The organism is Pseudoalteromonas sp. PS1M3 (assembly GCF_016865405.1).
Lineage (GTDB): Bacteria > Pseudomonadota > Gammaproteobacteria > Enterobacterales > Alteromonadaceae > Pseudoalteromonas > Pseudoalteromonas marina.
Map to the genome: position 1 here is coordinate 1,483,666 of NZ_AP022624.1, position 26,653 is coordinate 1,510,318.

Sequence of the window (26,653 nt, forward strand, 5' to 3'; positions counted from 1 at the left end):
GCGCCACATTACGTGGCGTTTTTTTTGCTTAGTTCATTCTTGTTTTTAGCAATGGCTTTAAATGCTCGGGCAACCACTTTGATAAGGCATTTATGTATGCATCAGTTTGTTTGATTACTTTAAGGTGTTTGTTTAGCAAAGCAATATTTTTAATCCCTTGCTCGGTTTTAGTGCAACCTATAAAACCATAGCTTAACGCAGGTGCTTCAGTTAATGGTCTTTGGGTTAAGTTATCTTGAAAGTTCATAGATTTAGCTAAATAAAAATGTTCACTTGGGTAGCCAAGTAAAATATCAATGCGTTTTAAGTTAAGCATATAGGTAAGACTAGCTAAGCTATCTCGGGTAGGGCGAATAACAATGTCAACATCGGGCGTTGAATTAATTATACTATCGATAGCTTCCCCATAAGAGCGACTCAAAGACACGCCTAATGTTAGCTTTTTCTCTTGTAGTAAATCATACAAAGACACCTCAGCGTCGTTTTTAAGCGATAGCGCATTTGCTAGCTTTTTATGTAGTGCAACAGAGGGAGATAAACCAACAGTAGAGCTTTCTTGTGTAAATACCATTTGTTGCTTTCTGTTTTCGTTTTTATAAAGAGAAAGTACGCACGCGTCATTCGTTTTATCAGAAAGGGTTTGAATTAGCTTACTTGCAGGCACCACAACACGATTGAATTTGATATGAGGTAGTTGGTCTTCGAGTAATTTTATGATTGTTTCGTCGCGGCCTTGGCCCTGATACTTACCATTTAATATATAGTAAGGTGCAAAGTCGTTGGTTAACCAGTTAATTGTTTGAGCATGACAAACTGAAGTTAGAGAGCAACAAAATAAAAGAGTGAAAAGTACACGTAACATTGCAGTAACCAACGAATGTAATTGGATTATTGTTTTAACACTTAAGTATTAAAAAGTAAAATGCCAGCAACAAGGCTGGCATAATATTACGTGTTATCGCGCATGGGATTGCGATATAGCTTTGCTTAGCTAACTTTTAGCCACTTAACAAATTGACGCGCATCGCTAGCTTTTTGAAACAATGCGTTTTTTAAACCTTGTGTATCACTAAAGATAACACGATGTTTATTAACAGAAATTGATTGCACAGGATGTGCTATTTGGATCATAGATCCGTTATATTTATAAGACATAATAAAACTCACTTTATTCTTGTAATTTATTCTGCGCTATTTTTTATAGCAGATTGCAGTCAATAAATTAACGATGTTGTGTTTAGCTTCATTACAGTGTTGACGATCTTTATGACACTTTTACGATGATTGTAAAATTCATCTCGGTATTATTTAAGGGGTACTCGCCGTACAATAACTTAGCTTTCAAATATACGTTGTGCGGGGCTTACTGGATCAGGGTAAATAGGTTAACCGCAGTGGTTTCTTAAAACCAGAGAGGGAATGTAACCTAAATAAATTATGCTCGCAAGTTATTTGTATAGTTTTTGTAGTGTAGACTTTATCAACTGGGTTAAATACTTTGAATTACACCAAAAGGGAATCGTATGCATTACATAATAGTGAGTGATATTTACGGAAAAACACCGGCTTTACATGACTTTTGTAAAACATTAAACACTCAGTACACCCTTGTTGAACCTTACAGTGGGCAAGAACAAGCTATTGAAAGTGAAGAACTTAACTATAAAAACTTTATAAAAGCATGTGGCCACAACGTGTATACGGCAATGCTGCATAAACAATTTGATAGACTCACAGAGCCAACAATTTGCATTGCCTTTAGTGCAGGGGCTAGTGCCGCATGGCGAGCCCAGTTATTAACAAGCAATCCACATCTTAAAAAAGTGGTTGGTTTTTATCCATCACAAATACGAAACTACTTAGATTTAGACGCAAGTGTACTCTGTGAGTTTATTTTTCCTTACCATGAGGTGCACTTTGATGTGACTGCTGTTATTAATGAGCTTAATAAAAAACAAAACGTAATTTGCAAACCAACAGATTATTGTCATGGATTTATGAATAAGCGTTCTTTAAATTATAATGAACAGGCTTATCAATACTTTTGTAACTATTTAACTTCAAATGATTTTTAGCATCTTGGTATTAGAAGCCTAACTTTAAAATCAATACAGCTCAAAGTGTGTTTATTAATTTTTTAGTCACGTTTGGAAAGTCAGTGCGGTTTTTATACTCTGCATATAAAGAAGTAAAAATACTACTACGTGAGAGTTTATCAAGGTCTTTAATAAATGCTTTAGCACTTGAACGCGCTGTTCTACAGCATAGTTGATAGGCCTTTATTATTTCAGCAAGGGTTTGGCCTTGCTGGTGGAGTGCTAAATCGGCTTCAACAAAAAATACAGCGCCTGTCCAATACACACGTTGCTGTGCACCTTGATTCCACATATCAGCAGAAAGCTCACTTAAAGGCTGCGACTTTGTTTTGCTTTGTAGTCTACCTCTACTAAACCCAGCATTTAATCGTTGAACAAATTGCGCTTGGGTTATTACACCGCTGTCTCGCATAATTACGTTTTGCATATAACTAGCAAACCCTTCACTTAACCAAAAAGCAGAGTAGGGGAAAAGCGGCAAATATAAATGCGATAGCTCGTGATATAGGGTCCAGTCTTTAGTAAATGCATTTAAACTTGCATATCTATCAATATGAAGTTCAACCCCATCGGGATTGCTTCGCTTTACCGTTGCCCATGGTACTGGCTCAAATGCAAAATATTGCGGCTTCAAATAAATAGGCAAGGTAGTTTGCTTTAAAGGCCCAAGCGTATTTTCAGTTTTTTTTACACTCTGATCAATCCAGGTAGAGACAACTTGCTGGCCACTTTTAGACAGCGAGTCTAGCTCGTGTATGTCAACCTCAAGAGCGCAGATGTTTAAAGAGTATAAAAATAGCAACGTCCACAATAATTTCATTAAAACCCCTCTATATTTAAAAACTAATACGAACCGTACACGCTATAAGACCATCCTTTTAACTACATAAGCACATCGTATTTGTTATTTTTTAAACTGATACCAACTATAAAAAGGCAATTAAAGACACGCCTTAATTAACATGGTTTAATCGAGCATATACATTGATTTATAGGCTTTAATGATGCAATACCAACATATAAAAATGCCAGAGCAAGGGCAACATATAACGGTAGATGAGCAAGGGAAGTGGGTTATTCCTTCAGAGCCTGTTATTGCCTATATTAATGGAGATGGAGTTGGGCAAGATGTTATGCCCGTTATGAGAAATATTGTAGATTGCGCTATCAAACACTGTTACAAAAACAAGCGAAAAATACATTGGATGCAAGTGTTTAATGGTGAGCAAGCAGCCAAGCTTTACGATGGTGATTGGTTTCCACAAGAAACAATACAAGCAGTAAGAGCCTGTAAAATAGCAATAAAAGGGCCATTAACTACGCCTTTGGGTGGAGGGTTCCGCTCTTTAAATGTTGCTTTACGCCAAGAAATGGATTTATTTGTAAATATGCGCACTATCAAAGGGTTTAGTGCTTTGCCTTCTCCTTTAAAAAATCCTTTTTTAACCAACATTACGGTTCTTCGTGATAGCAGCGAAGATGTATATTCAGGTATTGAGTGGCAAGCAGGCAGCATTGAAAGTGAAAAAATGCTCGACTTTTTATGTGAAGAAATGGGGGTAACACGCCTTAGGTTTTCACAAGATTGCGGCATAGGTATAAAAAATATATCCAAAGAAGGCTCTGAGCGATTAACACGTTTCGCTCTTAATTTTGCCCTTAATAACAATCGAGATTCTGTCACTTTTGTTCATAAAGGCAATGTGCTTAAGTTTACTGATGGTGCATTTAAACGTTGGGGCTTTGCACTCGCCAAAAAGGAATTTAATGCTATTGAACACGAAAATGGCCGCTGGCTTAAAATTGAGCGTGCTGGGCAGGCGCCTCTAATAATTAAAGAAGTCATTGCCGATAACATGCTGCAACAATGTTTAATGAACCCTGAGCAGTTTGATGTAGTGGCAACTACGAATCAAAATGGGGACTTTTTAGCCGATATGCTCAGCGCTCAAGTGGGTGGTGTGGGCATTATGCCTGCTGCAAACTTGAATAATGATGTGGCTTTTTTTGAACCTACTCATGGTACATTTGAGCGAATTGCAGGGCAAAACAAAGCGAATCCAAGCAGCAGTATTTTGAGCGCAGTACTCATGCTTAAATTTATGAAATGGGATGAGGCGGCATTAACTATTGAAAATGCTCTAGAAAACACATTAGCAAGTGGGTATGTTACTTTTGATTTAACCCAGCAAGGCATTGATACTTCAAAAACTCATAACTCGACAACCTTAAGCTGCACAGACTTTGCAGATAAAGTTATCGAGCACTTTTAAACACATTCATTATTAAGCTGCTGAGGCAGTTTTAACTGTATGTACGCATGGGCGATTAGTTAACTGTGCGGCACGATGGTAGATGTCGTGTGCATTTGGTTCATCGCATTGTGTACCACTAAGCGTATCCATTAAAGCAACAACAATGATTGCAGGAACCTGGCAGCAATATTCATCAAGTACCGCTTCAGTTGTTTGCGCATCCACATGACAGTGCGGATGGTTTTGCAGTTGGTAAGCGTTCAATAGTGTTTGTACTTCAAGTACATCGTTTGGTTGGTGCTTAGTTTTACGACAAGTACACCCAAACTCATCAACTAATGTCGCCAGTGTTTGGTAAACATCTGTTGTTTGTAATGTTGCTTTAGAACATAACTGCTCTTCAATGAACTGATGTAAGTTAGCGTCGATGAATAACCCGTCTTGGCGTGTGAAAGAAGCTGTTGTCATAATAAATACTCTTAGTTTGTTGGCTTAACTTCACTCTAGCGCTAACTGTATTATTAATGAAATTGTTGTTTTCAATAACTGATATTGATTAGATCAATATTAAGTTTTATTCATTTAATTTACGCTAAATTTATCGGCTTCTTTTTTTATTTAATTTGGTGCAAAAAATAAATAAATGCACAAAAGTGGTACAAATTTCAGAAGAAGGAGTATAGGGTTTTTTTGTTAAGTTATTGAATTAATTTAAAATAAAAAACATGGTATCGGCTTTGCAAATTATTAATGAGTAAGGTTACTCCCCTTGCTAAGACTTATACGACTCCAAAGCAAAACATCGAGACACTCACTTTATTAAAGTGAGTGTCTCGATGTTTTATTTATTGAAAAATTAGTTTTTAAACGTTGTGTTTTTCTTACCTCTCACCTAGCCCGTCATTTTTAGTATGTATTTACTAGCAAATTGAATGTGTGCTTTTAGATTTTTCAGTATTTTTTGAAAAACGTAATGGATATTTTAAAATTTACCTATCTGCTACTGTTTTAGCGAACTCAAGCATTTCGCGGCGTAACCATTGATGCGCTGGCGCATGGTGAAGCAGTGGGCTCCATATCATTTTTACCTCAATAGGCACTATTTGAAACGGGGGTGGACTTATTACTAAGTTAGTATGTGTTGTTAATAGCTTAGCTTGCCTACGTGGTAATGTCGCCACCAGTTGCTCTGATTGACAAAGTAAACTGGCAATCATGTAGTGGCGGGTAAATACCCTAATTTTACGTGTTTGCTCTAACTGCCAGAGTGCTTCATCTACCCAGCCTAATTTTTGTTTACCTGACTTATTAGTTACTGCGGCTTCAGGGCCCCAACCAGCCCGGTTTACCCAAATATGTTCTTTTTTGAGGTAATTATCGAGTGTGGCGTTTTGTAAAAAAGTATTCTTGGGGTGTGTTAAACAGCAGTAGTTATCGCGCCATACTGTGGCTTGGTGAAACGATCGCGGTAATCCGTTAAAGCGATTAATAGCAAGGTCTATGGTGCCTTTTTCCATGTCTTGTAAGTTAACATCGCTTGGGCTTAAAACGTCAAAATTAATACCTGGATTTTTATTTAATTGCGCTGTTATAAATGGCGCAATTAACGTTGACTCTAAATAGTCGTTTGCCATTATTCTAAAGGTTATTTCAGCCGTAGCGGGGTTGAATTGCTCACTGGGTTGAGTAATTGCTTCAGCCATTTTTAATAATGATTCTATTTCGGGTTTAAGTAGGAGTGCTTTAGCTGTTGGGGTCATTGACCCTGCAGCGCGAACAAGAAGCGGATCTTCAAATAAATCGCGTAATCGCTTTAATGCATTACTCATTGCCGGTTGTGTTAGCGCTAATTTATTGGCGGCTTTAGACACACTTTTTTCGTCTATAAGCACGTTTAAATAGACGAGAAGGTTGAGATCGACGTTACGTATATTCATTAGATCAATCTTATTTATTTGCTGTATTAATTATCTAAATTAAAGCCTGCTTGTTAAGGTGTAAACAATTAATAAAAAATAACCGCCATAACGGGTAAAAATATAAGTGTTGTTAACATGCCAAATACGTTAATCGATGATTCAAATAATGCTCTTCAAAAGGTGATTGCAACTAAGCTTGCACGTGCTGTACTTGCAGGGTTTGATGCGATGTTTGCTGAGTTTTTAAATATAACACTTGGTGCACAAAGTCGGTTTGAGCAGCGCCAATATCATGATGTACAGCGTGCAATGCGCGATCGGTTACAAGTTTATGAGCGCCAAGTAAAAAATGTGAGTGAAGCGGTTAAAATAATTGCTTATCAAGAACTAGACTGCCCACACACATGGCAACTAGCTAAAAGTATTTATGGGGATATGGTTGAGCACCATGAGAATAAACCCATTGCGCATACTTTTTTTAATTCAACATTTGGTGCTATTTGGGACGATAAAAAAATTCGTACAGTGCATTTATTTGTATTAAAAGCCAAATACCGAAGTGAACCACGCTCATTTGAAAGTTTAGTAAGTAGAATATCGCTTCAAAATGGGTTTGAAACCGCAATTTCACAGCTTATTACTACGCAAATGTTTAGAGTTCCGTTCTGCCAATTAAATGCCGATTTAAAGCGTTTACAGCAAACCCTAATGCAAGGTGCTAAACATCAATGTAAGCAGGTCTATGAACTGATAAATTTAAACGACGGGTTTATTGAATACGCAAACTCGTTATTTTTTAGAAATAAAGCCTGTTATTTGATTGGCCGTTGTATCGCTAAAAATGGCGATAACATGCCGTTTGCTATTGCTATTTTAAACACCGAAAAAGGCTTAAGAATAGATGCGGTTATGATGGGCGCCGATCAATTAAGCTTGTTATTTGGCTTTGCCCGTACATATTTTATGGTAGATACAGACCAACCCGCGCGTTATGTTGATTACCTCAGTGTACTTATGCCGCATAAAAAGCGTTTTGAATTATTTAACGCTATTGGCTTTATTAAACACGCTAAAACCGAGTTTTACCGCTACAAGGTTGATACCACTAAAAACAGCCCCGCAAGTTTTAAATATATAAACGCACCTGGTACACCTGGCATGGTTATGCTGGTATTTACTATTGAAGGCTCAGATTATGTATATAAAGTAATAAAAGATAAATTTAGTGCACCAAAAACCGCAACTAAAGCACACGTAAAAGAAAAATATAACTTTGTGAAGCAAGCCGACCGAGTAGGGCGATTGGTAGATACGCACGAGTTTAGGTATTTAGCGTTTGATTTGAGCCGCTTTAGTGAAGAACTATTAACGCAGATGAAAACACACATTGATAGCAGTTTAGTTATATCGGGCAAGGCACTTATTTTAAAACATGTGTATGTTGAACGAAAAATGACACCTCTTAATTTATATATTAACCACTGCGATAAACACGCATTGGACCATGTGATGCTTGATTATGGAAAAGCAATTAAAGATTTAGCTGGGGCGAATATATTTCCAGGTGACATGCTAATGAAAAACTTTGGCGTTACTCGCTGGGGGCGTGTTGTGTTTTATGACTTTGATGAGATTTGCCCACTAACTCAGTGTAATTTTAGAGATGTACCTCAAACACAAAATGCATTAGAGGAGTTAAGTAGTCATTCTTATTTTGATATTGATGAAAACGATATATTTCCCAGTCAATTTAAGGTTTTTTTTAGCGCAAATGCTCATGCATTTGAGTGTTTTAACAACCACCACAGTGACTTATTTACAACAACCTATTGGCAACAGTGCCAGCAGCAAATAAAAAATGGTTTTTTACCTGATGTTTACCCGTACAAGCAAAGCTGGCGGTTTAAATAGAAATAATTACCCCCATGTCTAAAGTACAACTTTAGTTAAAGCAAAGGAGTGGTAATGAAATATATTTCCCATGAAAGCGGAAACCTTGCCTTTAGTGATACCCGTAAACCGCAGCTAAAAAATTATGAAGTGCTTGTTAAAGTGGCTGCAATTGGCGTGAATCGTGCTGATTGCATGCAACGCCAAGGTAAGTACCCAGCCCCAAAAGGTGACAGCCCAATTTTAGGTTTAGAGTGTGCAGGCACTGTGGTAGAGCTGGGTAACGAAGTTGATAAAAGCTGGCTCGATAAACGTATTTTTACACTGTGTGCAGGTGGCGCTTATAGCGAATATGTTGCGGTAGATACTAAACAATTAATGGAACTACCTGATGATGTAACTATGGTTGAAGGTGCTGCCATAAGCGAGGTGTATTTAACTGCTTTTGGTGCATTATTTGAGCTTGGCAAGCTACAACATGGGCAAACGGCATTGATACATGCAGGGGCCAGTGGCGTAGGTGGTGCCGCTATTCAAATGGCAAAAAGTGCAGGAGCAACAGTTGTTATAACCGCAGGTTCTGATGAAAAATGCCAACACGCTAAGTCGCTGGGAGCAGATCATACAATTAACTACAAAAACACAGACTTTGTAGATTACATGCAAAGCCGTAATTTAACCGCTAATGTAATTGTTGATCCCGTTGCAGGCAGTTATTTAAACAAAAATGCACAAGTTGCTGCCATGGATTGCCAAATAATTATGCTTGCCTTTTTAGATGGGCGTTTTGCTGAGGTTGATTTTGCAGCCCTGTTACGTAAAAGGATTTCGTTTCATGCGTCAACCCTTCGTAACCGCAGTATTGATTTTAAACGCCAACTAAGAGATGACTTAGTAGAACGCTTTTACAACGACATAGCATCTAAAAACTATGACTTTAATGTGTACAAAACGTTGCCATGGACACAGGCTCAAGAGGCACATGCAATATTAGAGCGCAACGAAAACGCGGGTAAAGTCGTATTGCTTGTAGAATAACGCTTTATTTTACACGTTATGCCCATATAATTCAGTCATACACACGTTATTATAAAACCAAGGTTAAAAATGAATCCAATAATTGCAATTTTAAAAGAACATAATGTAAGTGATGAAAAAGTAAAAGCGTTATTCGAGGCGTTTACACAAAACCCAATGATGGCTATGGCGCTTGTACAGGAGCTTGGCATACCGCCTGAAAAGCTTCAGCAATTAATGGCTGTTGTTATGACACAACCACACTTAATCAAAGAAGCTACCGATGAGTTAGGTTTAGACTTTGAAAAAGTAAAAGAAGCGAAAGAAAAGCTTAATCAGTAATAAGGTCTAAGTATTCGTTAAAAAGAAGCATAAGCTTACGTTTATGCTTCTTTTTTTGTACATAATTTTTACTGCTTATTTTTTTGGAAGAAGAACAGTGTCAATTACATGGATTACGCCATTACTTGCTTTAACATCTGGCATCATCACGTTAGCGTCGTTTACCATCACACCCATGCTTGTTTTAATCATTACCGACTGCCCCTGGAGTGTTTTGGCGCTATCTAACTTAGCCACCTCTTTTGCCATTATTTTTCCAGCGACAACATGGTAGGTTAGCACTGCCGTTAACTTCTCTTTGTTTTCTGGCTTTAACAGCATTTCAACGGTACCCTCAGGTAACTTTGAGAAAGCGGCATCAGATGGTGCAAAAATAGTGAATGGTCCTTTGCCTTTTAGAGTATCAACTAAACCGGCTGCTTTTACGGCTGCAACAAGTGTTGTGAACGAGCCATTTTCAACCGCAACATCAACCACATCTTTCTTCATGCCATGATGGTTGGCTTGCGCAGAAAATGAAAACCCTATGCTTGCGGCGGTAATTAAAATTGCGGTGGTTATCTTCTTAAACATGTTAGTTTCCTTTAAGTTAATATTTGCTAAATTCCTAAGATGCTACGCTGCTGAAAATTTAATCGATCAAAAACGTTTTTTGGTCAAACATCTTTTGTTACATCCTTTTTTGAACTGCTAAAGCGCTGTTAGGTCATACCATTACTTGATCAATTAAAGGGAGCAGTTATGAAAGTGCTTTATAAATTTTGGAAAAATAATCGTTCACTCATTGTATTTATTGCCTTAATGAGTGTGTTTAGAAGTGCAGTAGCCGACTGGTATGAAGTGCCTACGAGCTCAATGAAACCTACAATTGAGCAAGGAGATAGAATTTTAACAGACAAAATGGCGTACGACTTACGAGTGCCTTTTACGCATATTTCTTTGCTTAAAATTAACGAACCACAGACAGGGGACATTATTGTATTCGACTCACAAGCGGCAGATAACCGGTTAATTAAACGTGTTATTGGTGTGCCTGGTGATACCGTTTCTTTAGTAAATAACGAATTAATTATTAATGGCAAAAAGCTTAACTACGAACATGTGCAAAATAATATCGATTCGGTTGATAAAGTAGAGATATTAAACGGTAAGAAGCACACCATTAGGATAGCAAATGTACCATCCCAATTAGCTGGCTTTGAAATGATCACCATTCCAGATGATTACTATTTGGCAATGGGGGATAACCGTGACAATAGCGCAGACTCTCGCGTAATTGGTTTAATCCCTCGTGGTGAACTACTCGGAAAAGCAAATAAGGTTATTGTTTCGCTTGATTACGATAATTACTACATACCAAGAAAAGAGCGTGTTTTGCTCTCTTTAAACTAAGTGCATTTAGATTTGTTTGAACAGAGTATTAAGTATTTGATGTAATTTAAGTTTGAACAATACCTAGTGATTACAGCAAATTAAAGACCTTTAATCAGTGGGTATGTCAGTTAAATGGTCATGAACTAACTGGGTAAGAGCTTGCTTGTCAGCGTGGCTAGTAATCACTTTTGAAAAATCACTACTAATGGCTACACCGCAAGCCCCTGCGTCAAACCACTGAGTAATGTTATTTAAATTTATCCCGCCAACGGGCATTAAATTGGCGCTATCAAATGGGCCTTTTAATGCCTTAAAATAGTCAATCCCCATGCTACCTGCTGGGAATACCTTAATAATATCCGCATTATACTCAATCGCGTTAGCGATATCTGTTGGCGTTAAAGCCCCCATTAAAACAGGTAAATTACACTGATGGGCAACTGACACAATACGCTTATCAGTATTAGGGGTTACTATAAACTGTGCACCCGCATTAATGGCTCGTTGAGCTAGTTTAGTATTTGTGATGGTGCCTGCACCCACCAAAATATGTTGATGACGAATACGTGCATTTTTAATTTCTTGCTCAAACCCTGGTGTATTAGAGGTGATTTCAAGCACTTTTATACCAGCCTCAACTAAGCAATCGACAAGTGGTGCAACATCTGATTGTTTTTTTAATCGAATAATAGCCACTATTTTGTGCTTTAAAATTTTGTTGCGAGTTACAGTCTTTTCTTGAGGAACTGTGCTAGGCATTGTATTACTTTTTTATTATTTATTGGTCGATGGTACAAAAAATCGATAAAAGTCGCAAATAGGATAAAATAACATATAAAAAAACCGCTGAGAGTGAAGTGACCCCCAATAGTTGGACAATCCAATTACTGGGGGTCTTTTTATGTCCAAGCACAAAAGAATATTTAAGTTAAAGCTCGCACAACTTGCTGAGCAGGAAAACTCTGAAGCATTAAGTAGAAAGTACAATATTAGCGCTCGGCTTATTCGTTATTGGTTTCAGGTCTACCTGCTTAATGGGTCAAAGAGTTTTATCCATAAACAGTTACCTTATTCAGGCGGGTTCAAAATTCATGTGCTCGAGACGATGGAAATTAATGATTGGTCTTTGGGTTATACTAGCGCCTATTTCGACTTATCATCCCCAGGTATTTTATTTCAATGGCAAAAGCTTTATGCTCACGAGGGTATAACCCGACTAAAACCACAGAAAAAAGGTAGGCCTCGCGTGACGAATCATTCTTCATCTCCTAAACCATCAGCAGACATGTCTGAAAAAGAGCTCAGGGAAGAATTGGATTATCTACGTGCAGAGAACGCAGTCTTAAAAAAGTTAGAAGCCTTGGCTCAGGCCAGAAAGAAAAAAGCAAAGACAAAACGATAGTTGTCGAAGAGCTCAAGGCAAAATACAGCTTACAACACTTATTAAAGGTCACAGGGCTTCCCAAGAGTGTGTATTATTACCATCGTAATACACTGTTTCAGCCCTGTTCCAACACTGACTTATGCGAAAGAATACGTGATATCTATCACAAGCACAAAGGACGATACGGCTACCGTAGGGTAACTTGCACGCTAAGAGCAATGGGTTTGATGGTTAATCATAAGCGCGTGCAACGCTTGATGGGCGAACTTGGCTTGAAATCAAAAGTCAGACCTAAACGCTACACCTCTTACAAAGGTGAAGTCGGTAGAATCGCTGAAAATATTCTCAAACGTGAATTTACGGCAAAGAAGCCCAATCAAAAATGGGTGACCGATGTCACTGAATTTAAAGTCAATGGAGAAAAGGTATACCTGTCACCGGTAATAGACCTATTTAACCAAGAAGTGGTCAGCTATGAGGTAAGGACATCTGTCACGCTACCACTAGTGACTGACATGCTTAAAGCCGCAACAGCAAAGCTGTTGAAGCATGAGAGACCACTCATCCACTCAGACCAAGGTTGGCAATATCAAAATAAACGATATCAACAACACCTGAAAAAGCATGGGCTAATTCAAAGTATGTCTCGAAAAGGAAACTGCTTAGACAATGCCGTTGCAGAAAACTTCTTCGGCATATTAAAAACTGAGATGTATCACAATGAGACGTTCAAGGACGCAAATGAACTCATTGAAAACATCAAAGAATACATCGATTATTACAACAACGAACGCATTAAGCTAAAACTAAAAGGCCTGAGTCCGATACAATATCGAAATCAGGCCTTGGTTGCCGCTTAGAAATGAGTCCAACTTATTGGGGTCACTTCAGAGTCAGCGGTTTTTTTATTCATATGTGTAAATTTACATTACACGCATTCCAGGTTCTGATCCGTCGTCAGGATTAAGAATATAAATTTCTTTTCCGCCAGGGCCTGCAGCAAGTACCATACCCTCAGACATACCAAAACGCATTTTACGCGGTTTAAGGTTTGCAACCATTACTGTTAGCTTACCTTCAATATCTTCAGGAGCGTATGCTGATTTAATGCCTGCGAATACTTGACGCGTTTCGCCGCCTAAATCAAGGGTTAGCTTCAGTAGTTTGTCGGCGCCTTTTACATGCTCTGCTTTTGCAATTTTAGCAACACGAAGGTCTACCTTTGCAAAATCGTCAAACTCAATTTCTTCGCTAATAGGTTCTTTTGCAAGAGGGCTATTTGGATCAATTGTTACTTTAGGCTCTAGGCTTTCTTTAGATTCTTCAACCATTTTGTTTACTTTGTCCATTTCTACGCGTTGCATTAACGGTTTAAATTTATTGATTGAGTGGCTTACTAGTGGCGTCTGTACTGCATCCCAAGCAAGATCATCGTTTAAAAACGCTTCTACGTTTTGGGCCATAGCCGGTAGTACTGGTTTTAAATAGGTAATTAAAACACGGAACAAGTTAAGGCCAAGCGAACACACATCGTGAGCTTCTTGTTGCTTAGTTTCGTCTTTAATTAATACCCATGGTGCTGCGCCATCAATAAATTGGTTTGCTTTGTCGGCAAGGGCCATAATTTCACGAATTGCGCGACTGTATTCACGGTTCTCAAAATGGGTGGTAATACTTGGCGCAGCAGCTTGGAACTCTTCGAGAAGCTCTGGTTGCATAATGGTTGCGCTTAATTTTCCATCAAACTTTTTGGTAATAAAGCCTGCGCAACGGCTCGCTATATTAACGACTTTACCAACCAGATCTGAATTAACACGTTGTGCAAAGTCTTCTAGGTTTAAATCAAGATCGATAATACCGCTGTTTAATTTTGCAGCGTAATAGTAACGTAAGTATTCTGGATTTAGGTTGTCTAGGTAGGTACGCGCTTTAATAAACGTGCCCTTTGACTTAGACATTTTTTCGCCATTTACAGTAACGAACCCGTGTGCAAATACGTTAGTTGGTTTTCTAAATTTAGCGCCTTCTAGCATGGCTGGCCAAAATAAGCTGTGGAAGTAAATAATGTCTTTACCAATAAAGTGGTAAAGTTCTGCTTCTGATCCTTCAGCCCAAAATGCGTCAAAATCAATCCCTTTTTTATCACACAGGTTTTTAAAGCTGGCCATGTAACCAATTGGCGCATCTAGCCATACGTAAAAGTATTTACCTGGGGCATTTGGAATTTCGAAACCAAAGTAAGGCGCATCACGGCTGATATCCCACTGTTGTAAGCCGTCAGTAAACCATTCGTCTAGCTTGTTAGCCATTTCTTGTTGAATAGTACCTGAGTGTAGCCATTCTTTAAGCATGCCTTCAAATGCTGGTAGGTCAAAAAAGTAATGCTCAGAATCTTTCAAAATAGGCTCGGCACCTGACATAACAGAGCGCGGGTTTATTAATTCGGTTGGGCTGTAAGTTGCGCCACACGAATCACAGCTATCGCCATTTTGATCTTCAGACTTACACGTTGGGCAAGTACCGGTTACAAATCGATCAGGTAAAAATATGCCTTTTTCTGGGTCAAACAATTGCGAAATAGTGTGCTTTTTTATATGGCCCGCGTCGTTTAAGCGGTTGTATATTAATTCACTAAATTCTTTGTTTTCTTGGCTATGCGTGCTGTGGTAATTGTCAAACTTAATGTTGAAATCAGCAAAGTCGCGTTGGCGTTCAATGCTCACATTTTTTACCATTTCTTCAGGTGTGATCCCTTGCTTCTGTGCATTAAGCATGATTGGTGTGCCGTGGGCATCGTCTGCGCAAACATAATACGTTTCATGGCCTTGAAGTTTTTGAAAACGTGACCAAATATCAGTTTGAATATATTCCAATAAATGACCTAAGTGGGTTGGGCCATTTGCATAAGGTAATGCGCTGGTAATCAGGATCTTTCGCTGTGCCATAATCATTCCGAATTGAGGATAAAATACCGTTTTTACTATTTAAACGGCTGTTATCATTAATTTATCTATAAACAGGTGGCTATGCGCGCACACTGCTTATGGATTTTTATTAATTGACTGGTGTTAATGACCTGAATGTTACATAATTCCGAGGCACTTTTCATCAAAGAAACGCTATTTAATTGCTATGTTTGGACTGTCGAAACTTTTCTCTTCTAAATCGGTGCAAAAACAACCGATTATTGCTGCTTTAGCGGCTTATCGTAGTGCGGCCTTTGCCGTAGGAATTGACGAAAGCTTTATTGAGTCAACTTCTGAAAACGACGATAAATCATTACAAATTAGTCTTACTTTACCTTTTGCTGCGCAATCAGAAATCCCCCTTGTAGAGCAGCATGTCCGTGATGTTTTAAATATTGAAATCTCAATAAAGGCTAAGGTTGATATTCAAGAGCCTGCAAAGTTTAAAGGAATTAAACACATTGTACTTATTGCTTCAGGTAAAGGTGGGGTAGGTAAATCGACTACAGCTGTTAATTTAGCGGGTGCATTAAAAGCTGAGGGAGCAAAAGTTGGTATTTTAGACGCTGATATTTATGGTCCTTCAATACCAATGTTGTTGGGCCTTGTTGGTGCTGAGCCAAAAACAAAAGATAACAAACAATTACTACCGTTTGATGCCAATGGCATTAAAGCCCAATCTATCGGCTTTTTAGTACCCAGTGATGACGCAACAGTATGGCGAGGCCCAATGGCATCGGGTGCACTTAGTCAATTACTGAACGAGACTGATTGGGGCGAGCTCGATTATTTAATTGTAGATATGCCCCCAGGTACAGGTGATATACAACTTACCATGAGTCAAAAAGTACCTGCCAGTGGGACTGTTATTGTAACTACGCCTCAAGATTTAGCACTCGCTGATGCCCAAAAAGGCATTGCAATGTTTAATAAAGTAAATGTGCCAGTACTTGGTTTGATAGAAAATATGAGCCATTACGTTTGCAGCCACTGCGGTGAGGCAAACCATGTATTTGGCAAAGAGGGTGCACAAAAACTAGCCCACAAGCATGGCGTTCCGGTACTTAGCCATATTCCCCTTGCCATTGATATTAGAGAGTACTCTGAGCAAGGAAAACTTATTGCTAGCGATAACGATGCGGCAATAAGCAAAACATACAGCGCAGCAGCTAGGCTTATAGCCAGCACGCTATATTATCAACAGCATCACAACAGCATAGAAATTGTGATTACAGAAGATTAAAAGCATGAGACTTTCAGATACACATATTAAAGAACACCTAAAAGATGGCCGAATAGTTATAGAGCCTGCTCCGAGTAGTGAGATGATATCGGGTGTGACAGCAGATTTACGTCTTGGTAATAAATTTAGAACGTTCAATGCCCATAATGCAGCCTACGTTGATTTAAGTGGTCCAAAGGATCAACTCAATAAAGCCATGGAATCAATCATGAGTGAGGAAATTGAGCTTGCAGACGGTGAAGCGTTTTTTTTACACCCAGGTGAACTCGCGCTTGCAATCACTTATGAAAAAGTAACGCTACCTGCCGATATTGTAGGGTGGTTGGATGGGCGTTCATCGCTTGCGCGTTTAGGTTTGATGGTGCATGTAACAGCACACCGAATTGATCCCGGCTGGAGCGGTAATATTGTATTAGAGTTTTACAACTCAGGAAAATTACCCTTAGCGCTGCGCCCAATGATGAAAATTGGCGCTATGAGTTTCGAAATGCTCTCAGGGCCTTGTGAAAACCCGTATAACATTCGTAAAGATGCTAAATACAAAGACCAGAGTAGCGCAGTTGCAAGTCGCATAAGTGATGAAAACAGCTAAACCTTATCGGGTAAATTATGAAGCGCATAACCCAATAGTTGAAAATAGTGGTTAAGCGCTTTATTTGCCTTGGTGGTATGTTGTGCTGGTGGGTATATTAAATTACTGGATTGCAAACCGGCCACCAAAAAACTGTTTTTTATGTTTGGGTGTGCATATATACAGGCTTCAAAACAGCGAGCTGCAATTTCTTCAGGCATACTCATATAATTCATATTATGGGCTTGGTCGTGTTTAATACATGCTTGCACAAATTCATTGGCATTTTCGCCACTTGCATCTAAAAATACTTCTTTGAAAAAACTATTTAATGCGTCATTGAGTGGGTGCATTAAATTTGGTGTATTTGAAAGCCAAAGCTTTGAAGCAAATCCATAGCGTGGTTTTACTTTAAATAAATGTTCACTAATGTGGTGATCGAATGCATGAAACCACTCATGCGCGAGCGCACCACCGCCCGCATTTTTAGCAAGTGCTAATGTTTGACTGCCTGCATTGTAATGCGCTTGCACACCTTTTTGACCACCGTGCCCAAATGCAAAATTTAACTTTCCGCGCAGACCAATTGCTTTAGGTGGTAAGTGCAGTATTTGCGCCAGGTCGGCCAGCGCATCGTAAATTAAATTAGCGCTAATATAGCGCTCTTCTTTGGTTACCCATTTACCAACGACCATTGATCTAAACCCAAACGTGGTTCTTATATCGCTAAAATCAACTTGGTCATCAAAGCGATAGTCGGGGCCTTGACGAGTAAATCCTCGTTTTAATCTATTTGGGTAATGTCGCATCTGTTTATCAAAAGCTAAATTTAATTTAAGTAACGTGCTTTTACGTGCTCAGGCATATGTTGGGTTTGTTTATTAATTAATTCTTCTAATAAAGTAAACAAAGGCTCTGGGTTTAAATGTTCTATTAAGCTTAAGCTATGAGCAACGGCTTCAAGTGTAGAGAGGCTATCGGCACGGGGTGCTTTACGTATTGTATAACGATTTTTAGGTAGTTTATTAAAACTCACTGTTCTAAATTGATTGAGTGCAGGGGTGAGTTGCAAAATTTTATAGGCTTTTTTCCATGTGCCATCGATCACAATTAAATGAGTGATGTGCTTATGTTTTGTGGAGCTTGGTTCATCTAGGCAGGTGGCGTTTTCGTTTGGGTAAAGCAGTACTGTTGATTCTTTTGGCAAACTATTTAACATACTAAAGTCAGCACTGTTTTCACCTTTGATGATTTCGCAATCAGTTAGACTTAAGTCGAGTAATTTAGCCGTGTTTTTTGCTATTTTTTCTTCGCTGGGGTGTTGTAGAATAATAACTTTAACTTTGTTAGTTATTGTTTCAATAGCGCTGCATACACAGGTATTAAGCGCAAAATTACAACGAGTACAAAGAATGCGTGCCATTTTAAAAATTTTCTCTCTATTATTAACTTGTAAATTATACATTTATGAAAGCAATTAAGTTGGTTTTTTTTCATTTATCAATATACAGTAGTTATATCAAATACAATGAACATGGATAGTTGAAGGAATTAAATAATGACAGACATTACCATAGATACATCAGCGTTAGAGAATATGAAATCTTTATTGGGCGAGCAGTTTGCTGATACGCTTGATTTTTGTTGTGCCGAGTTTGAACGTCTGGGCTCTGAAGTTATGGCAACCATTGGTAAAGATAAAGAGGCAGCGATTCGTCATTCTCATAGTTTAAAATCAAATGCCGCGCAGTTTGGTGCGTCTAGTTTAGCTGATGTTTCGCGCACCATAGAGTTAAGCTTAGTTAATGATGACTTAGCTAAAGCGATGGATGCTTGTGCCAACTTAATGCCACAGGTAGAAGGCTCTCAAACAAAATTTAAACAATGGTTAGATGCACAATAGTTAACGTGAATTAATTTCAGTTTTAAGCTGTTAAATTTACTGGTGTTATATATTTACTCGGTTAGTCTAGTAGGCAACCGGGTTTTTATTGTTTAGATAAAATAGACCCTGCTTATAAAACTCAAATTACAAAGGTCATCAGGCGCCAGCGAGTAGAGGTAAAATGTCAGATATAAAAAAGAGTCATAAATTAGAAGGCGTATGTTATGACATTCGTGGGCCTGTTTTAGCTCAAGCTAAAAAAATGGAAGACGATGGTCAAAAAGTCTTAAAATTAAACATCGGTAATCCAGCTGCATTTGGTTTTGATATGCCTGAAGATATGCATCGCGATATTATCCGTAACCTGTATTCTGCCCAAGGTTATTGTGACTCTAAAGGACTTTACTCAGCCAGAGTAGCTGTGTACCAGCATTATCAACAACGTGGGTTAAACAACTTAGACGTTGATAACATTTATATTGGTAATGGGGTAAGTGAACTAATCCAAATGATCACTCAAGCTTTGCTTAACAACGATGATGAAGTGCTTATCCCCGCGCCAGATTATCCGTTGTGGACTGCGTCAGTTAAGTTAGCGGGCGGTAATCCCGTTCATTATTTATGTGATGAAGAGCAAGATTGGTTTCCTGATATAGATGACATAAAAAGTAAAATCACCTCTAAAACCAAAGCCTTGGTGTTAATTAATCCGAACAATCCTACTGGTGCGGTATACAGTGATGACCTGCTTAAGCAATTAATAGATATTGCGCGAGAGCACAAGTTACTGTTGTTAAGCGACGAAATTTACGAAAAGATTTTATACGATGGAGTTAGCCACACTTCAATTGCTTCATTGTGTGATGATGTGCCAATGATTACTTTTAATGGTTTAGCTAAAACTTACCGTGCTGCTGGGCTAAGAATGGGGTGGATGGTTTTAAGTGGTAAAACATCAGCCATGGACGACTTAAGTAAAGGGTTAGATATACTCTCGTCAATGCGTTTATGCGCTAATGTACCTGCCCAATATGCAATTCAGCAGGCATTAGGTGGTGTGCAATCAATTGATAACTTAATTAATCCGGGCGGGCGATTATACGAACAACGTGATATTGCATGGCGCGGTTTAAATGCGATTGAAGGCATTAGCTGTAAAAAGCCAAAAGGCGCTTTATATGCGTTTGCCAAGGTTGATACTGCACACTTTAATGTAAAAAACGATGAGCAAATGATGTTTGATTTGCTCAAGGCCGAAAAAATATTATTAGTGCATGGGCGTGCGTTTAATTGGCCAGAGCCTGACCACTTTAGGTTAGTATTTTTACCTAATAAAGATGACTTAACTGACGCCATGCAAAAAATGCAGCGTTTCTTTAAAGATTATCGCCAATTATAAAACTTTATAAAAAAACGAGCCTGTTGGCTCGTTTTTGTTTTTAAAGGCGTGTTATTAATATGCTTTATCTACTCTTACGGTATTATCGCCTAAATAAACTAACCTCACATTATCGCCTTTGTGAAATCGCATACCTTGGTCTAGGTCTTGAACTACCATAAATTGGTCGCCATTTTCTACCTGAATTAGTAATTCAACTAACTGAGTTTGTTTGTAATAGCTACCTTGCTGACTATTGTTAGCAACACTACCACCGATAACTGAGCCTAAAATTGTGGCTATAGCACGACCGCTGCCACCACCAAATTGATTACCAATAACACCACCAATAAGTGCGCCACCAAACGTTTTCCAGCCGTTCTTTTTGTCTTGTATTAGTTCTTGCTCGCTGATGTTTCGTACTGATTTAATGTCACCAAACAACACTTTTTGAACTGCTACGGCTTTATTTCGCTCGTATTTGGCAAAAGTGGGTGCACTTAATGTAAGTAAAGCGCACATAATTACAGCAATTGCTTTCATAACTTACTCCTATCGGCTTACCAGCCAAAGGTTGATTTTTCTTTGGTTTTGCGAATTTCAGTTTCGTCCGCCCATTCAATAAGTCCGCTTTTCATATCCATTAAACGCATTGTGAATTTATAATATACGTCTGATTTATCTGCATTTGTTTTAACAATACTTGATAAGTTGCCATACAACATGTACTGAGCACCAATTTGTTGTCCAAATGCAACCGCTGTTGCTGGGTTCACTAATGCATCTTCGTTTTGAAAGGTTAGCTGTTCACGTACAGCTTCTACACGTGTCATGTCTACAAAGCGAAACTTACCGCTGCGTAGCATTTGCGTAGAGATAGAATCAGTGATTGATTCTGTATCAATATGCTCACTGGTTTTGTTTTTAATACGTTCCACAAACACAACAGGACGGTTATTTTGAGTCATGGTTCCCACTACTGGCGAGCTTAGTAGTGAGTCGGTCATTTGGCTCGCGACTTTTTGTAAATCGGTAGAACCAAAATTTATATCTGTTGTTTCAACTGCTTGAGCGTCACCATAGCTAACTACGGCTTTGTTAGCACAGCCGCTTAAGATCAATGTGCTGAGCCCGACTAATGCGTAGGTGGATGCTGTTTTAAATGTCGTGTTCATAATAGTTTCCTTTAATCTTTAAATTCTTGAGATTCAGTTGATACTTTTCTAACTGCTAGTGAAAATGTAACAGCATCAGAGCTAGGCGCTAAACCTGGTAATTGTGTATTAGCAAAACCAAATAAAGTTAATGGCTGCCACGGTGAATGATTTCCTTTAATCAAAAAACCATCTTTATCAAACCATTTAAATTGATACTGTAAATATTGTGACTTTTTATATTGGCTAGATAGGGTAACCACCACATCCGTTAACTGATTTGTTTGACGCGTTTTAACGTCGGTAATGGCGAGTTTTTCACCTAAATCAGGGTTATCCACTCTAAGTTGATCATTAAAATTTCCTTTATTTTGTTCAACCGCTATACCTGATGTGTCAGGCTGTGTTGCACAAGCACTTAGCAATAAAACGGCACACATTGGCACTATGTATTTCATGGTGTCTCCTAGAGTTGAACTACATGGTAGTTAAAATAGTTATTAATAGAGGTTAGGTAAATTAAAGTTAACCCTTGCTTACTAACGGTAAAACTAATAGGCGGTTGATTGCCTATATTTAATATATGTTCACCTGCTGTCAGACTTTGACGCGCTACAGCAATTTGATTTGGTAATGTAAGCCAGCTTCGGGTGTCGGCTTGCTCTGACGCTAAATTATATATATTGGCTAAAATGTTGCCTACATCTCCTGCGCTGCGCGCAAGCTCAGCGCGAACTTTTTCTTTAGTTATGAGCCGTAATACTTGGCGTGTAATTTTGCCTGGTATTTCTTGTTCAAGAGTTTTAGCGGCTAGGGCTTCTAAATAAACTAATGGCGCTAATGCTACTTTTTGTCCAGCAATATTCACATTTTGTATAGGGCTAATGTAAGCACTGTCTTTATATACGGGCATAGCAAGGCTATAAAAACGAACATCACCTCTACTTGTATCAATCGGTAGTCTTAATTTAAATTCAGTTTGTTTGGGCACGAAACCTTGCTCAAGTAATACGATTACCTCACCATGGTTAGGCTTTAAAGTGCTAAGTTCGCCAAAACGTTGTGTGTATTCGTCAAATTCTTGATGAAACCCTTGTTTTTTAGCTAGGCGAATTACATCTTGCTGTAAATATTTATTATTTGGTTGAATAGCTAACGCTTTTTTGTAGTCTATGTAGGCGTCGTCAAACTGTTTTGCACTTTGGTAAAGCAAAGCCGATAAGTAAAAAGTGTATGCGTTTTGAAAGCCGTTTTTAACATCTCTTGTCACATTATTCATACTTGGATAATGCTGCTGCGCTTCATTTTTTTCTGAATCTATTTCTGCTTCATTCTCGCTAAGCGCATCGGCTTGTACTTTATTAGCTCGCCGAACTTCTACTAATGCGCCTTCAACATCATTTTTATACACGTAGTTAAGCGCTTTATAACTATGAAGCATGCTCATCTCGTAAGCAGGTGGTACATAGGTAATTGCCGAGTCATTCGTAAATAATGCATTACTTTGTTCAAGCCCGGCACTTAGTTGAATCTTTGCAGCTTGGCGTTTCGTTTGCATTTGAGCATATACGTTTTCGAATTTGCTTTGAGCGTTATCAGCTGAATTAGTAAGGTCGTTGATACGCGCTTGCTCAAGTTGGTTAAGCAAGTAACTACTGTGTATAGTGCTATTGTCTGCAATTAACGATTTAGCTTGTTGTGGGTTATTATTTTCAATAGCATTTCGCACTGGCGTCATTTGTGTGGCGTAATCGTTAAACAGGTCGTTAAACCCTATAGAGCTACAACCACTTAAAATAAAACAAACGCTTAAAATTATACTTCTGCGCACACAGCACTCCTTTTAATCTACTTAAGCAGGTTAACACACTCACTTTAAACAAGAGTGTGAAACATTGTAAAAAAACGTAGAGCCATATCATCGTTAAGGTAAATATGCATGTTCTATGTGAATAAGGCGTGAATTTAGTAATGTGTGAAATAGACAGCGAAAAGTTAAGGTCTTATTAAGTTGAAAGTTTTTGCACACTTTGCCTTATGCTGTATAAATAACTTACTTTTATAGCAGTTTAAGTTATTTAACTACTCACCCATAAAAACAGATTATTTAACAACCAGATTTAGGTTAAAAAGGATTATTTTGAAAGCAGCTATATATACATTTATTGCTTTAATAGCATTTGCCGCCAATTCTTTATTTTGCCGAATGGCATTAGCTGAGGGGTATATAGATCCCTATAACTTTACCATCATTCGTTTATTAAGCGGTGCTGCATGTTTAGGTATTATTATGAGCGTTTATACTTATAATCTAAAACGTAATGGGTCATTTAATGATGCTATTTTAAGTGATACAGGGAGTTGGCGAAGTAGCATTAGTTTACTTGTTTATGCACTTAGTTTTTCGGTGGCCTACGTTGAGTTAGATACCGGAACAGGCGCTCTGATTTTATTTTCAGCCGTGCAACTTACGATGATTGGTTGGGGTATATATAAAAAAGAACAATTAAGCGCCGTGCAGTGGGCTGCTTTTTTGATTGCTGTTACGGGGTTTGCTTATTTGATGCTGCCCTCAGCGGCGGTGCCCTCGCTAATAGGAGCGGGATTGATGGCCATAAGCGGTGTTGCTTGGGGTATTTACAGTATACGTGGCAAAGTATGTGTATCGCCATTGCGAACGACAGGGTTTAATTTTATTAGAAGTTTAGTAGCGCTCCCCATCTTATTACTTGTTAGTATGAGCTACTTTAACGCACTTACCATACAAGGCATTTTACTCGCGAGCGCTTCTGGCGCTTTAGCCTCTGGCATTGGCTATAGTATTTGGTACGTTGCAATGCCATTACTTAAAAGCACGCAGGCTGCGGTTGTGCAATTGTGTGTGCCGGTAGTTGCAGCGTTTGCAGGCGTTATTTTTTTACAAGAACAGTTAACAGTTGAATTTGTTATCGCCAGCTCAGTTATTTTAACAGCGGTACTCATATTTATTTTAAATAAAAAGAAGGAGTAGTCCTTCTTTTACGGTGGACTAACGTTGGTCACAAAGCGCTTATAAAGTGAAGGTAAGTGCGCCAATACGGCACTTTTACCAAGTAGTTCACTGTTTTCAATGCATTTTCGTAAAGCACTTTCAGTGAGTTGAATACTAAGCAATTGTGATTGCTTAATGTGACTAATATGCCAAAGTTCAGGAGCTACCCCGTTTAAATCTTCGCGATAAGGCCGATAAAAACCAAATTTCTCAAGGTGAATACTGAGCCATTCACTCAATGGTGAAAAGGGACCGTTTTTCTCATATTCATGAGGAGATAACTGCAGTTGATAATCGTCACTAACACTGGCTTTGTCATATACATCCAAATCGGTACCAAAATGGTGCCTACTTGCCCCAGGTAAAGCTGAATAACGCATAATTGCAATACACTTATCAATGTCATTTAAGTTCGTTAAATCAACAACCTTTTGTTGTGAATTATAAACAGGCCTTTGTCCTGAAAATTTGTTATTCCAAATTAGCGCCTGACGTTCAAAATCCCTAAAGCTTGATGCAATAGTTAAGTCAAACCCAGCTTGTTTAGCTGCATTTTGTAGCGCTATAAAATCAGTAGTGATAGCGCTATGCAAACGATGGCTTTGTATTTTAGTTAAATGTGTATCACTTTGCCCTGTGACACACGCTATCGTGGGTACTTGTAAATCAGTCATTAGGTTAACAATTGCTCAAGTATTTGCTCGTAAATGTCGGTGAGTTTAATTAAGTCATCTGTACTTACGCACTCATCCACTTTGTGAATGGTGGCATTACGAGGCCCAAGCTCAATGACTTTAGCACCGGTTTGAGCAATGAAGCGACCATCAGAGGTTCCCCCCGTGGTTTCTAAATTGGTTGCTAATCCTGTCACAGACTCAATAGCATTAACGGTTGCGTCAACAAGTGGGCCATGTTCTGTAATAAATGGGAGACCATTTACAATCCAGTTTAATTCGTAGTTCAAGTTGTGTTTTTGTAAAATGTCGATTACACGCTGTTGTAATTGTTGATGTGTAACTTCGGTGCTAAATCTAAAATTAAATTGCACATCTAGCTCACCAGGGATCACATTACCTGCACCTGTGCCGCCGTTAATATTTGATATTTGAAAGCTGGTTGCCGGAAAAAAATCATTACCTTTATCCCACTGGGTTTGGCTAAGCTCTGTTAATGCTTCAGTGGCTAGATGAATAGGGTTTTGAGCCAGGTGAGGGTAGGCAACATGTCCTTGAATACCTTTAACTTTTACGAATCCGGTAAGCGAGCCGCGTCGGCCATTCTTAACTACATCACCTAAGACATCCCGAGATGAAGGTTCGCCAACCAAACACATATCAATTTTTTCACCGCGAGATTCTAGTGTATCAATAACTCGGGTGGTTCCATTTATAAATGGTCCTTCTTCATCAGAAGTGATCAAAAAAGAAATTGATCCTTTGTGGTTCGGGTATTTAGTTACAAAACGCTCAGTAGCTACAATCATGGCAGCAAGCGAGCCTTTCATGTCGGCAGCTCCTCGACCATGCAATAAACCATTTTCTACCAGCCCTGAAAAAGGTGGGTGCTGCCAGTTTTTTGCCGGACCCGTAGGCACTACATCTGTGTGTCCTGCGAAACAAAAATGCGGCGACTGGTCGCCTTTACGCGCCCAAGTATTTAATGTATCAGTAAAAAATAGTGACTCTATATTAAAGCCGATCGCTTCAAGACGTTCGTTCATCATTTGTTGACAGCCGGCATCTTCTGGGGTGACAGATTCACGCTGTATCAAGGCTTGTGCAAGTGCAATTACTTCATTCATTATTTAAAAATCTCATCGTATTGCGCGACCTTAAAGCCTAAATAAAAGTCAGTACCGTTAGCTAATACTGGTCGCTTTATCATAGCGGGCTGCTGAACTAATAATTGAATAGCATTTTGCTTAGTCAAATTTTGTTTTTGCTCGTCACTTAGAGCTCTGTATGTAGTTCCACGTTTATTGACTAATTGTTCCCAATCTAATTTATCAGCAAATTCAGCGACCATTTGTTCATTAACACCCTCTTTGCGGTAATCGTGAAAGGTAAACTCAATATTATTATCTGTAAGGTATTTTTTAGCTTTTTTAATTGTGTCGCAGTTACTAATTCCGTAAAGAGTGATCATAAG

At 38.6% G+C, this 26,653-nt stretch carries 30 protein-coding genes; 13 read left to right on the forward strand and 17 right to left on the reverse strand.

Features of this window, described 5'->3' with window-relative positions:
* Positions 1-28: 28 nt before the first annotated feature.
* Positions 29-862 carry a transporter substrate-binding domain-containing protein gene (locus PS1M3_RS06825; RefSeq protein ID WP_039036843.1) on the reverse strand — a complete coding sequence of 278 codons (834 nt, stop codon included), beginning with the start codon at positions 860-862 and terminating at the stop codon, positions 29-31.
* Between the two features lie 125 nt (positions 863-987).
* Positions 988-1,131: a hypothetical protein gene (locus PS1M3_RS06830; RefSeq protein ID WP_006792203.1), complete on the reverse strand. Its 144-nt coding sequence runs from the start codon at positions 1,129-1,131 to the stop codon at positions 988-990.
* A 392-nt stretch (positions 1,132-1,523) separates the two neighbouring features.
* Here PS1M3_RS06830 and PS1M3_RS06835 point away from each other — a divergent pair, with 392 nt between their 5' ends.
* Positions 1,524-2,075, forward strand: coding sequence for a hypothetical protein (locus tag PS1M3_RS06835; protein ID WP_203986925.1), 552 nt, complete (start codon positions 1,524-1,526; stop codon positions 2,073-2,075).
* A gap of 40 nt (positions 2,076-2,115) precedes the next feature.
* On the opposite strand, the gene PS1M3_RS06840 is transcribed toward PS1M3_RS06835, so the two are convergent.
* On the reverse strand, positions 2,116-2,916 hold the full coding sequence (locus tag PS1M3_RS06840; RefSeq protein ID WP_203986929.1) for a hypothetical protein: 801 nt from the start codon (positions 2,914-2,916) through the stop codon (positions 2,116-2,118).
* Positions 2,917-3,100: 184 nt separating this feature from the next.
* Here PS1M3_RS06840 and icd point away from each other — a divergent pair, with 184 nt between their 5' ends.
* A complete protein-coding gene (gene icd / locus PS1M3_RS06845; protein ID WP_006792200.1) occupies positions 3,101-4,369 on the forward strand; it encodes an NADP-dependent isocitrate dehydrogenase in 1,269 nt (422 codons plus the stop codon).
* 12 nt (positions 4,370-4,381) lie between these two features.
* On the opposite strand, the gene PS1M3_RS06850 is transcribed toward icd, so the two are convergent.
* A complete protein-coding gene (locus PS1M3_RS06850; RefSeq protein WP_006792199.1) occupies positions 4,382-4,819 on the reverse strand; it encodes a hypothetical protein in 438 nt (145 codons plus the stop codon).
* A 521-nt stretch (positions 4,820-5,340) separates the two neighbouring features.
* Complete coding sequence (locus PS1M3_RS06855) at positions 5,341-6,288, reverse strand: LysR family transcriptional regulator (RefSeq protein ID WP_203986932.1); 948 nt, start codon at positions 6,286-6,288, stop codon at positions 5,341-5,343.
* 117 nt (positions 6,289-6,405) lie between these two features.
* Between PS1M3_RS06855 and aceK the strand changes: the two genes are divergently transcribed.
* The 3 genes from aceK (at position 6,406) to PS1M3_RS06870 (ending at position 9,519) form a co-directional block, all read left to right on the forward strand.
* Complete coding sequence (gene aceK / locus PS1M3_RS06860) at positions 6,406-8,181, forward strand: bifunctional isocitrate dehydrogenase kinase/phosphatase (RefSeq protein ID WP_203986935.1); 1,776 nt, start codon at positions 6,406-6,408, stop codon at positions 8,179-8,181.
* Positions 8,182-8,235: 54 nt separating this feature from the next.
* Positions 8,236-9,198, forward strand: a complete 963-nt coding sequence (locus PS1M3_RS06865) for a zinc-binding dehydrogenase (RefSeq protein WP_203986937.1) — start codon at positions 8,236-8,238, stop codon at positions 9,196-9,198.
* A 69-nt stretch (positions 9,199-9,267) separates the two neighbouring features.
* Positions 9,268-9,519 carry a DUF2999 family protein gene (locus PS1M3_RS06870; RefSeq protein ID WP_008131476.1) on the forward strand — a complete coding sequence of 84 codons (252 nt, stop codon included), beginning with the start codon at positions 9,268-9,270 and terminating at the stop codon, positions 9,517-9,519.
* Positions 9,520-9,594: 75 nt separating this feature from the next.
* Here PS1M3_RS06870 and PS1M3_RS06875 read toward each other — a convergent pair whose 3' ends face one another.
* A complete protein-coding gene (locus PS1M3_RS06875) occupies positions 9,595-10,092 on the reverse strand; it encodes a fasciclin domain-containing protein (RefSeq protein WP_203986938.1) in 498 nt (165 codons plus the stop codon).
* A gap of 168 nt (positions 10,093-10,260) precedes the next feature.
* Here PS1M3_RS06875 and lepB point away from each other — a divergent pair, with 168 nt between their 5' ends.
* Positions 10,261-10,911: a signal peptidase I gene (lepB, locus tag PS1M3_RS06880; protein WP_052242862.1), complete on the forward strand. Its 651-nt coding sequence runs from the start codon at positions 10,261-10,263 to the stop codon at positions 10,909-10,911.
* Between the two features lie 90 nt (positions 10,912-11,001).
* Here lepB and PS1M3_RS06885 read toward each other — a convergent pair whose 3' ends face one another.
* Positions 11,002-11,652, reverse strand: coding sequence for a bifunctional 4-hydroxy-2-oxoglutarate aldolase/2-dehydro-3-deoxy-phosphogluconate aldolase (locus PS1M3_RS06885; protein ID WP_138740012.1), 651 nt, complete (start codon positions 11,650-11,652; stop codon positions 11,002-11,004).
* A gap of 142 nt (positions 11,653-11,794) precedes the next feature.
* Here PS1M3_RS06885 and PS1M3_RS06890 point away from each other — a divergent pair, with 142 nt between their 5' ends.
* Positions 11,795-12,295: a transposase gene (locus PS1M3_RS06890; protein ID WP_203984230.1), complete on the forward strand. Its 501-nt coding sequence runs from the start codon at positions 11,795-11,797 to the stop codon at positions 12,293-12,295.
* Positions 12,205-13,137 carry an IS3 family transposase gene (locus tag PS1M3_RS06895; RefSeq protein WP_203987283.1) on the forward strand — a complete coding sequence of 311 codons (933 nt, stop codon included), beginning with the start codon at positions 12,205-12,207 and terminating at the stop codon, positions 13,135-13,137. Before PS1M3_RS06890 ends, PS1M3_RS06895 begins: the two co-directional genes overlap by 91 nt.
* A 63-nt stretch (positions 13,138-13,200) precedes the next feature.
* On the opposite strand, the gene metG is transcribed toward PS1M3_RS06895, so the two are convergent.
* Positions 13,201-15,222, reverse strand: a complete 2,022-nt coding sequence (gene metG, locus PS1M3_RS06900) for a methionine--tRNA ligase (protein ID WP_058429002.1) — start codon at positions 15,220-15,222, stop codon at positions 13,201-13,203.
* Positions 15,223-15,409: 187 nt separating this feature from the next.
* Between metG and apbC the strand changes: the two genes are divergently transcribed.
* Both apbC and dcd read left to right on the forward strand, forming a co-directional pair.
* Entirely contained in the window at positions 15,410-16,486 is a 1,077-nt protein-coding gene (gene apbC, locus PS1M3_RS06905) for an iron-sulfur cluster carrier protein ApbC (protein WP_138741139.1), read from the forward strand.
* A gap of 4 nt (positions 16,487-16,490) precedes the next feature.
* Positions 16,491-17,078, forward strand: a complete 588-nt coding sequence (gene dcd, locus PS1M3_RS06910) for a dCTP deaminase (protein ID WP_006792188.1) — start codon at positions 16,491-16,493, stop codon at positions 17,076-17,078.
* Here the strand turns inward: dcd and PS1M3_RS06915 are convergent.
* Both PS1M3_RS06915 and PS1M3_RS06920 read right to left on the reverse strand, forming a co-directional pair.
* Positions 17,075-17,866: a CLCA_X family protein gene (locus tag PS1M3_RS06915; protein WP_138741138.1), complete on the reverse strand. Its 792-nt coding sequence runs from the start codon at positions 17,864-17,866 to the stop codon at positions 17,075-17,077. The genes dcd and PS1M3_RS06915 overlap by 4 nt on opposite strands.
* A gap of 20 nt (positions 17,867-17,886) precedes the next feature.
* Positions 17,887-18,480 carry a tRNA-uridine aminocarboxypropyltransferase gene (locus tag PS1M3_RS06920; protein WP_203986940.1) on the reverse strand — a complete coding sequence of 198 codons (594 nt, stop codon included), beginning with the start codon at positions 18,478-18,480 and terminating at the stop codon, positions 17,887-17,889.
* 135 nt (positions 18,481-18,615) lie between these two features.
* Here PS1M3_RS06920 and PS1M3_RS06925 point away from each other — a divergent pair, with 135 nt between their 5' ends.
* A complete protein-coding gene (locus PS1M3_RS06925; protein ID WP_006792185.1) occupies positions 18,616-18,960 on the forward strand; it encodes an Hpt domain-containing protein in 345 nt (114 codons plus the stop codon).
* A gap of 163 nt (positions 18,961-19,123) precedes the next feature.
* On the forward strand, positions 19,124-20,341 hold the full coding sequence (locus PS1M3_RS06930; RefSeq protein ID WP_006792184.1) for a pyridoxal phosphate-dependent aminotransferase: 1,218 nt from the start codon (positions 19,124-19,126) through the stop codon (positions 20,339-20,341).
* Positions 20,342-20,395: 54 nt separating this feature from the next.
* On the opposite strand, the gene PS1M3_RS06935 is transcribed toward PS1M3_RS06930, so the two are convergent.
* The 4 genes from PS1M3_RS06935 to PS1M3_RS06950 are packed head-to-tail and all read right to left on the reverse strand — an operon-like array spanning position 20,396 to position 23,305.
* The gene (locus tag PS1M3_RS06935; protein WP_138741136.1) at positions 20,396-20,863 is read right to left on the reverse strand and encodes a glycine zipper 2TM domain-containing protein; all 468 of its coding nucleotides are present in this window, start codon (positions 20,861-20,863) and stop codon (positions 20,396-20,398) included.
* 17 nt (positions 20,864-20,880) lie between these two features.
* A complete protein-coding gene (gene lpoB, locus PS1M3_RS06940) occupies positions 20,881-21,495 on the reverse strand; it encodes a penicillin-binding protein activator LpoB (protein WP_203986942.1) in 615 nt (204 codons plus the stop codon).
* A gap of 11 nt (positions 21,496-21,506) precedes the next feature.
* Entirely contained in the window at positions 21,507-21,932 is a 426-nt protein-coding gene (locus PS1M3_RS06945; protein WP_008131494.1) for a YcfL family protein, read from the reverse strand.
* An 8-nt stretch (positions 21,933-21,940) separates the two neighbouring features.
* Complete coding sequence (locus PS1M3_RS06950) at positions 21,941-23,305, reverse strand: COG3014 family protein (RefSeq protein WP_203986944.1); 1,365 nt, start codon at positions 23,303-23,305, stop codon at positions 21,941-21,943.
* Between the two features lie 309 nt (positions 23,306-23,614).
* Between PS1M3_RS06950 and PS1M3_RS06955 the strand changes: the two genes are divergently transcribed.
* Complete coding sequence (locus PS1M3_RS06955; RefSeq protein ID WP_203986946.1) at positions 23,615-24,484, forward strand: DMT family transporter; 870 nt, start codon at positions 23,615-23,617, stop codon at positions 24,482-24,484.
* Between the two features lie 8 nt (positions 24,485-24,492).
* Here the strand turns inward: PS1M3_RS06955 and PS1M3_RS06960 are convergent, their stop codons facing one another.
* The 3 genes from PS1M3_RS06960 to PS1M3_RS06970 are packed head-to-tail and all read right to left on the reverse strand — an operon-like array spanning position 24,493 to position 26,650.
* Positions 24,493-25,179: a M15 family metallopeptidase gene (locus tag PS1M3_RS06960; RefSeq protein ID WP_203986948.1), complete on the reverse strand. Its 687-nt coding sequence runs from the start codon at positions 25,177-25,179 to the stop codon at positions 24,493-24,495.
* Positions 25,179-26,306: a succinyl-diaminopimelate desuccinylase gene (gene dapE / locus PS1M3_RS06965; protein ID WP_371816607.1), complete on the reverse strand. Its 1,128-nt coding sequence runs from the start codon at positions 26,304-26,306 to the stop codon at positions 25,179-25,181. The genes PS1M3_RS06960 and dapE overlap by 1 nt, the downstream gene beginning before the upstream one ends.
* Positions 26,306-26,650, reverse strand: a complete 345-nt coding sequence (locus PS1M3_RS06970) for an ArsC family reductase (RefSeq protein ID WP_203986951.1) — start codon at positions 26,648-26,650, stop codon at positions 26,306-26,308. The genes dapE and PS1M3_RS06970 overlap by 1 nt, the downstream gene beginning before the upstream one ends.
* Positions 26,651-26,653 lie beyond the last annotated feature (3 nt).

Bases quoted from the DNA above. Each gene is read 5' to 3' on its own strand.
- dcd (WP_006792188.1), top strand. From the start codon at position 16,491: ATGAGACTTTCAGATACACATATTAAAGAACACCTAAAAGATGGCCGA.
- PS1M3_RS06930 (WP_006792184.1), top strand. From the start codon at position 19,124: ATGTCAGATATAAAAAAGAGTCATAAATTAGAAGGCGTATGTTATGAC.
- PS1M3_RS06840 (WP_203986929.1), bottom strand. From the start codon at position 2,916: ATGAAATTATTGTGGACGTTGCTATTTTTATACTCTTTAAACATCTGC.
- PS1M3_RS06835 (WP_203986925.1), top strand. From the start codon at position 1,524: ATGCATTACATAATAGTGAGTGATATTTACGGAAAAACACCGGCTTTA.
- PS1M3_RS06850 (WP_006792199.1), bottom strand. From the start codon at position 4,819: ATGACAACAGCTTCTTTCACACGCCAAGACGGGTTATTCATCGACGCT.
- PS1M3_RS06875 (WP_203986938.1), bottom strand. From the start codon at position 10,092: ATGTTTAAGAAGATAACCACCGCAATTTTAATTACCGCCGCAAGCATA.
- PS1M3_RS06870 (WP_008131476.1), top strand. From the start codon at position 9,268: ATGAATCCAATAATTGCAATTTTAAAAGAACATAATGTAAGTGATGAA.
- aceK (WP_203986935.1), top strand. From the start codon at position 6,406: ATGCCAAATACGTTAATCGATGATTCAAATAATGCTCTTCAAAAGGTG.
- PS1M3_RS06885 (WP_138740012.1), bottom strand. From the start codon at position 11,652: ATGCCTAGCACAGTTCCTCAAGAAAAGACTGTAACTCGCAACAAAATT.
- PS1M3_RS06890 (WP_203984230.1), top strand. From the start codon at position 11,795: ATGTCCAAGCACAAAAGAATATTTAAGTTAAAGCTCGCACAACTTGCT.
- PS1M3_RS06970 (WP_203986951.1), bottom strand. From the start codon at position 26,650: ATGATCACTCTTTACGGAATTAGTAACTGCGACACAATTAAAAAAGCT.
- PS1M3_RS06915 (WP_138741138.1), bottom strand. From the start codon at position 17,866: ATGCGACATTACCCAAATAGATTAAAACGAGGATTTACTCGTCAAGGC.
- icd (WP_006792200.1), top strand. From the start codon at position 3,101: ATGCAATACCAACATATAAAAATGCCAGAGCAAGGGCAACATATAACG.
- apbC (WP_138741139.1), top strand. From the start codon at position 15,410: ATGTTTGGACTGTCGAAACTTTTCTCTTCTAAATCGGTGCAAAAACAA.
- PS1M3_RS06855 (WP_203986932.1), bottom strand. From the start codon at position 6,288: ATGAATATACGTAACGTCGATCTCAACCTTCTCGTCTATTTAAACGTG.
- lepB (WP_052242862.1), top strand. From the start codon at position 10,261: ATGAAAGTGCTTTATAAATTTTGGAAAAATAATCGTTCACTCATTGTA.
- PS1M3_RS06935 (WP_138741136.1), bottom strand. From the start codon at position 20,863: ATGAAAGCAATTGCTGTAATTATGTGCGCTTTACTTACATTAAGTGCA.
- dapE (WP_371816607.1), bottom strand. From the start codon at position 26,306: ATGAATGAAGTAATTGCACTTGCACAAGCCTTGATACAGCGTGAATCT.
- PS1M3_RS06830 (WP_006792203.1), bottom strand. From the start codon at position 1,131: ATGATCCAAATAGCACATCCTGTGCAATCAATTTCTGTTAATAAACAT.
- PS1M3_RS06825 (WP_039036843.1), bottom strand. From the start codon at position 862: ATGTTACGTGTACTTTTCACTCTTTTATTTTGTTGCTCTCTAACTTCA.
- metG (WP_058429002.1), bottom strand. From the start codon at position 15,222: ATGGCACAGCGAAAGATCCTGATTACCAGCGCATTACCTTATGCAAAT.
- PS1M3_RS06920 (WP_203986940.1), bottom strand. From the start codon at position 18,480: ATGGCACGCATTCTTTGTACTCGTTGTAATTTTGCGCTTAATACCTGT.
- PS1M3_RS06945 (WP_008131494.1), bottom strand. From the start codon at position 21,932: ATGAAATACATAGTGCCAATGTGTGCCGTTTTATTGCTAAGTGCTTGT.
- PS1M3_RS06925 (WP_006792185.1), top strand. From the start codon at position 18,616: ATGACAGACATTACCATAGATACATCAGCGTTAGAGAATATGAAATCT.
- lpoB (WP_203986942.1), bottom strand. From the start codon at position 21,495: ATGAACACGACATTTAAAACAGCATCCACCTACGCATTAGTCGGGCTC.
- PS1M3_RS06960 (WP_203986948.1), bottom strand. From the start codon at position 25,179: ATGACTGATTTACAAGTACCCACGATAGCGTGTGTCACAGGGCAAAGT.
- PS1M3_RS06865 (WP_203986937.1), top strand. From the start codon at position 8,236: ATGAAATATATTTCCCATGAAAGCGGAAACCTTGCCTTTAGTGATACC.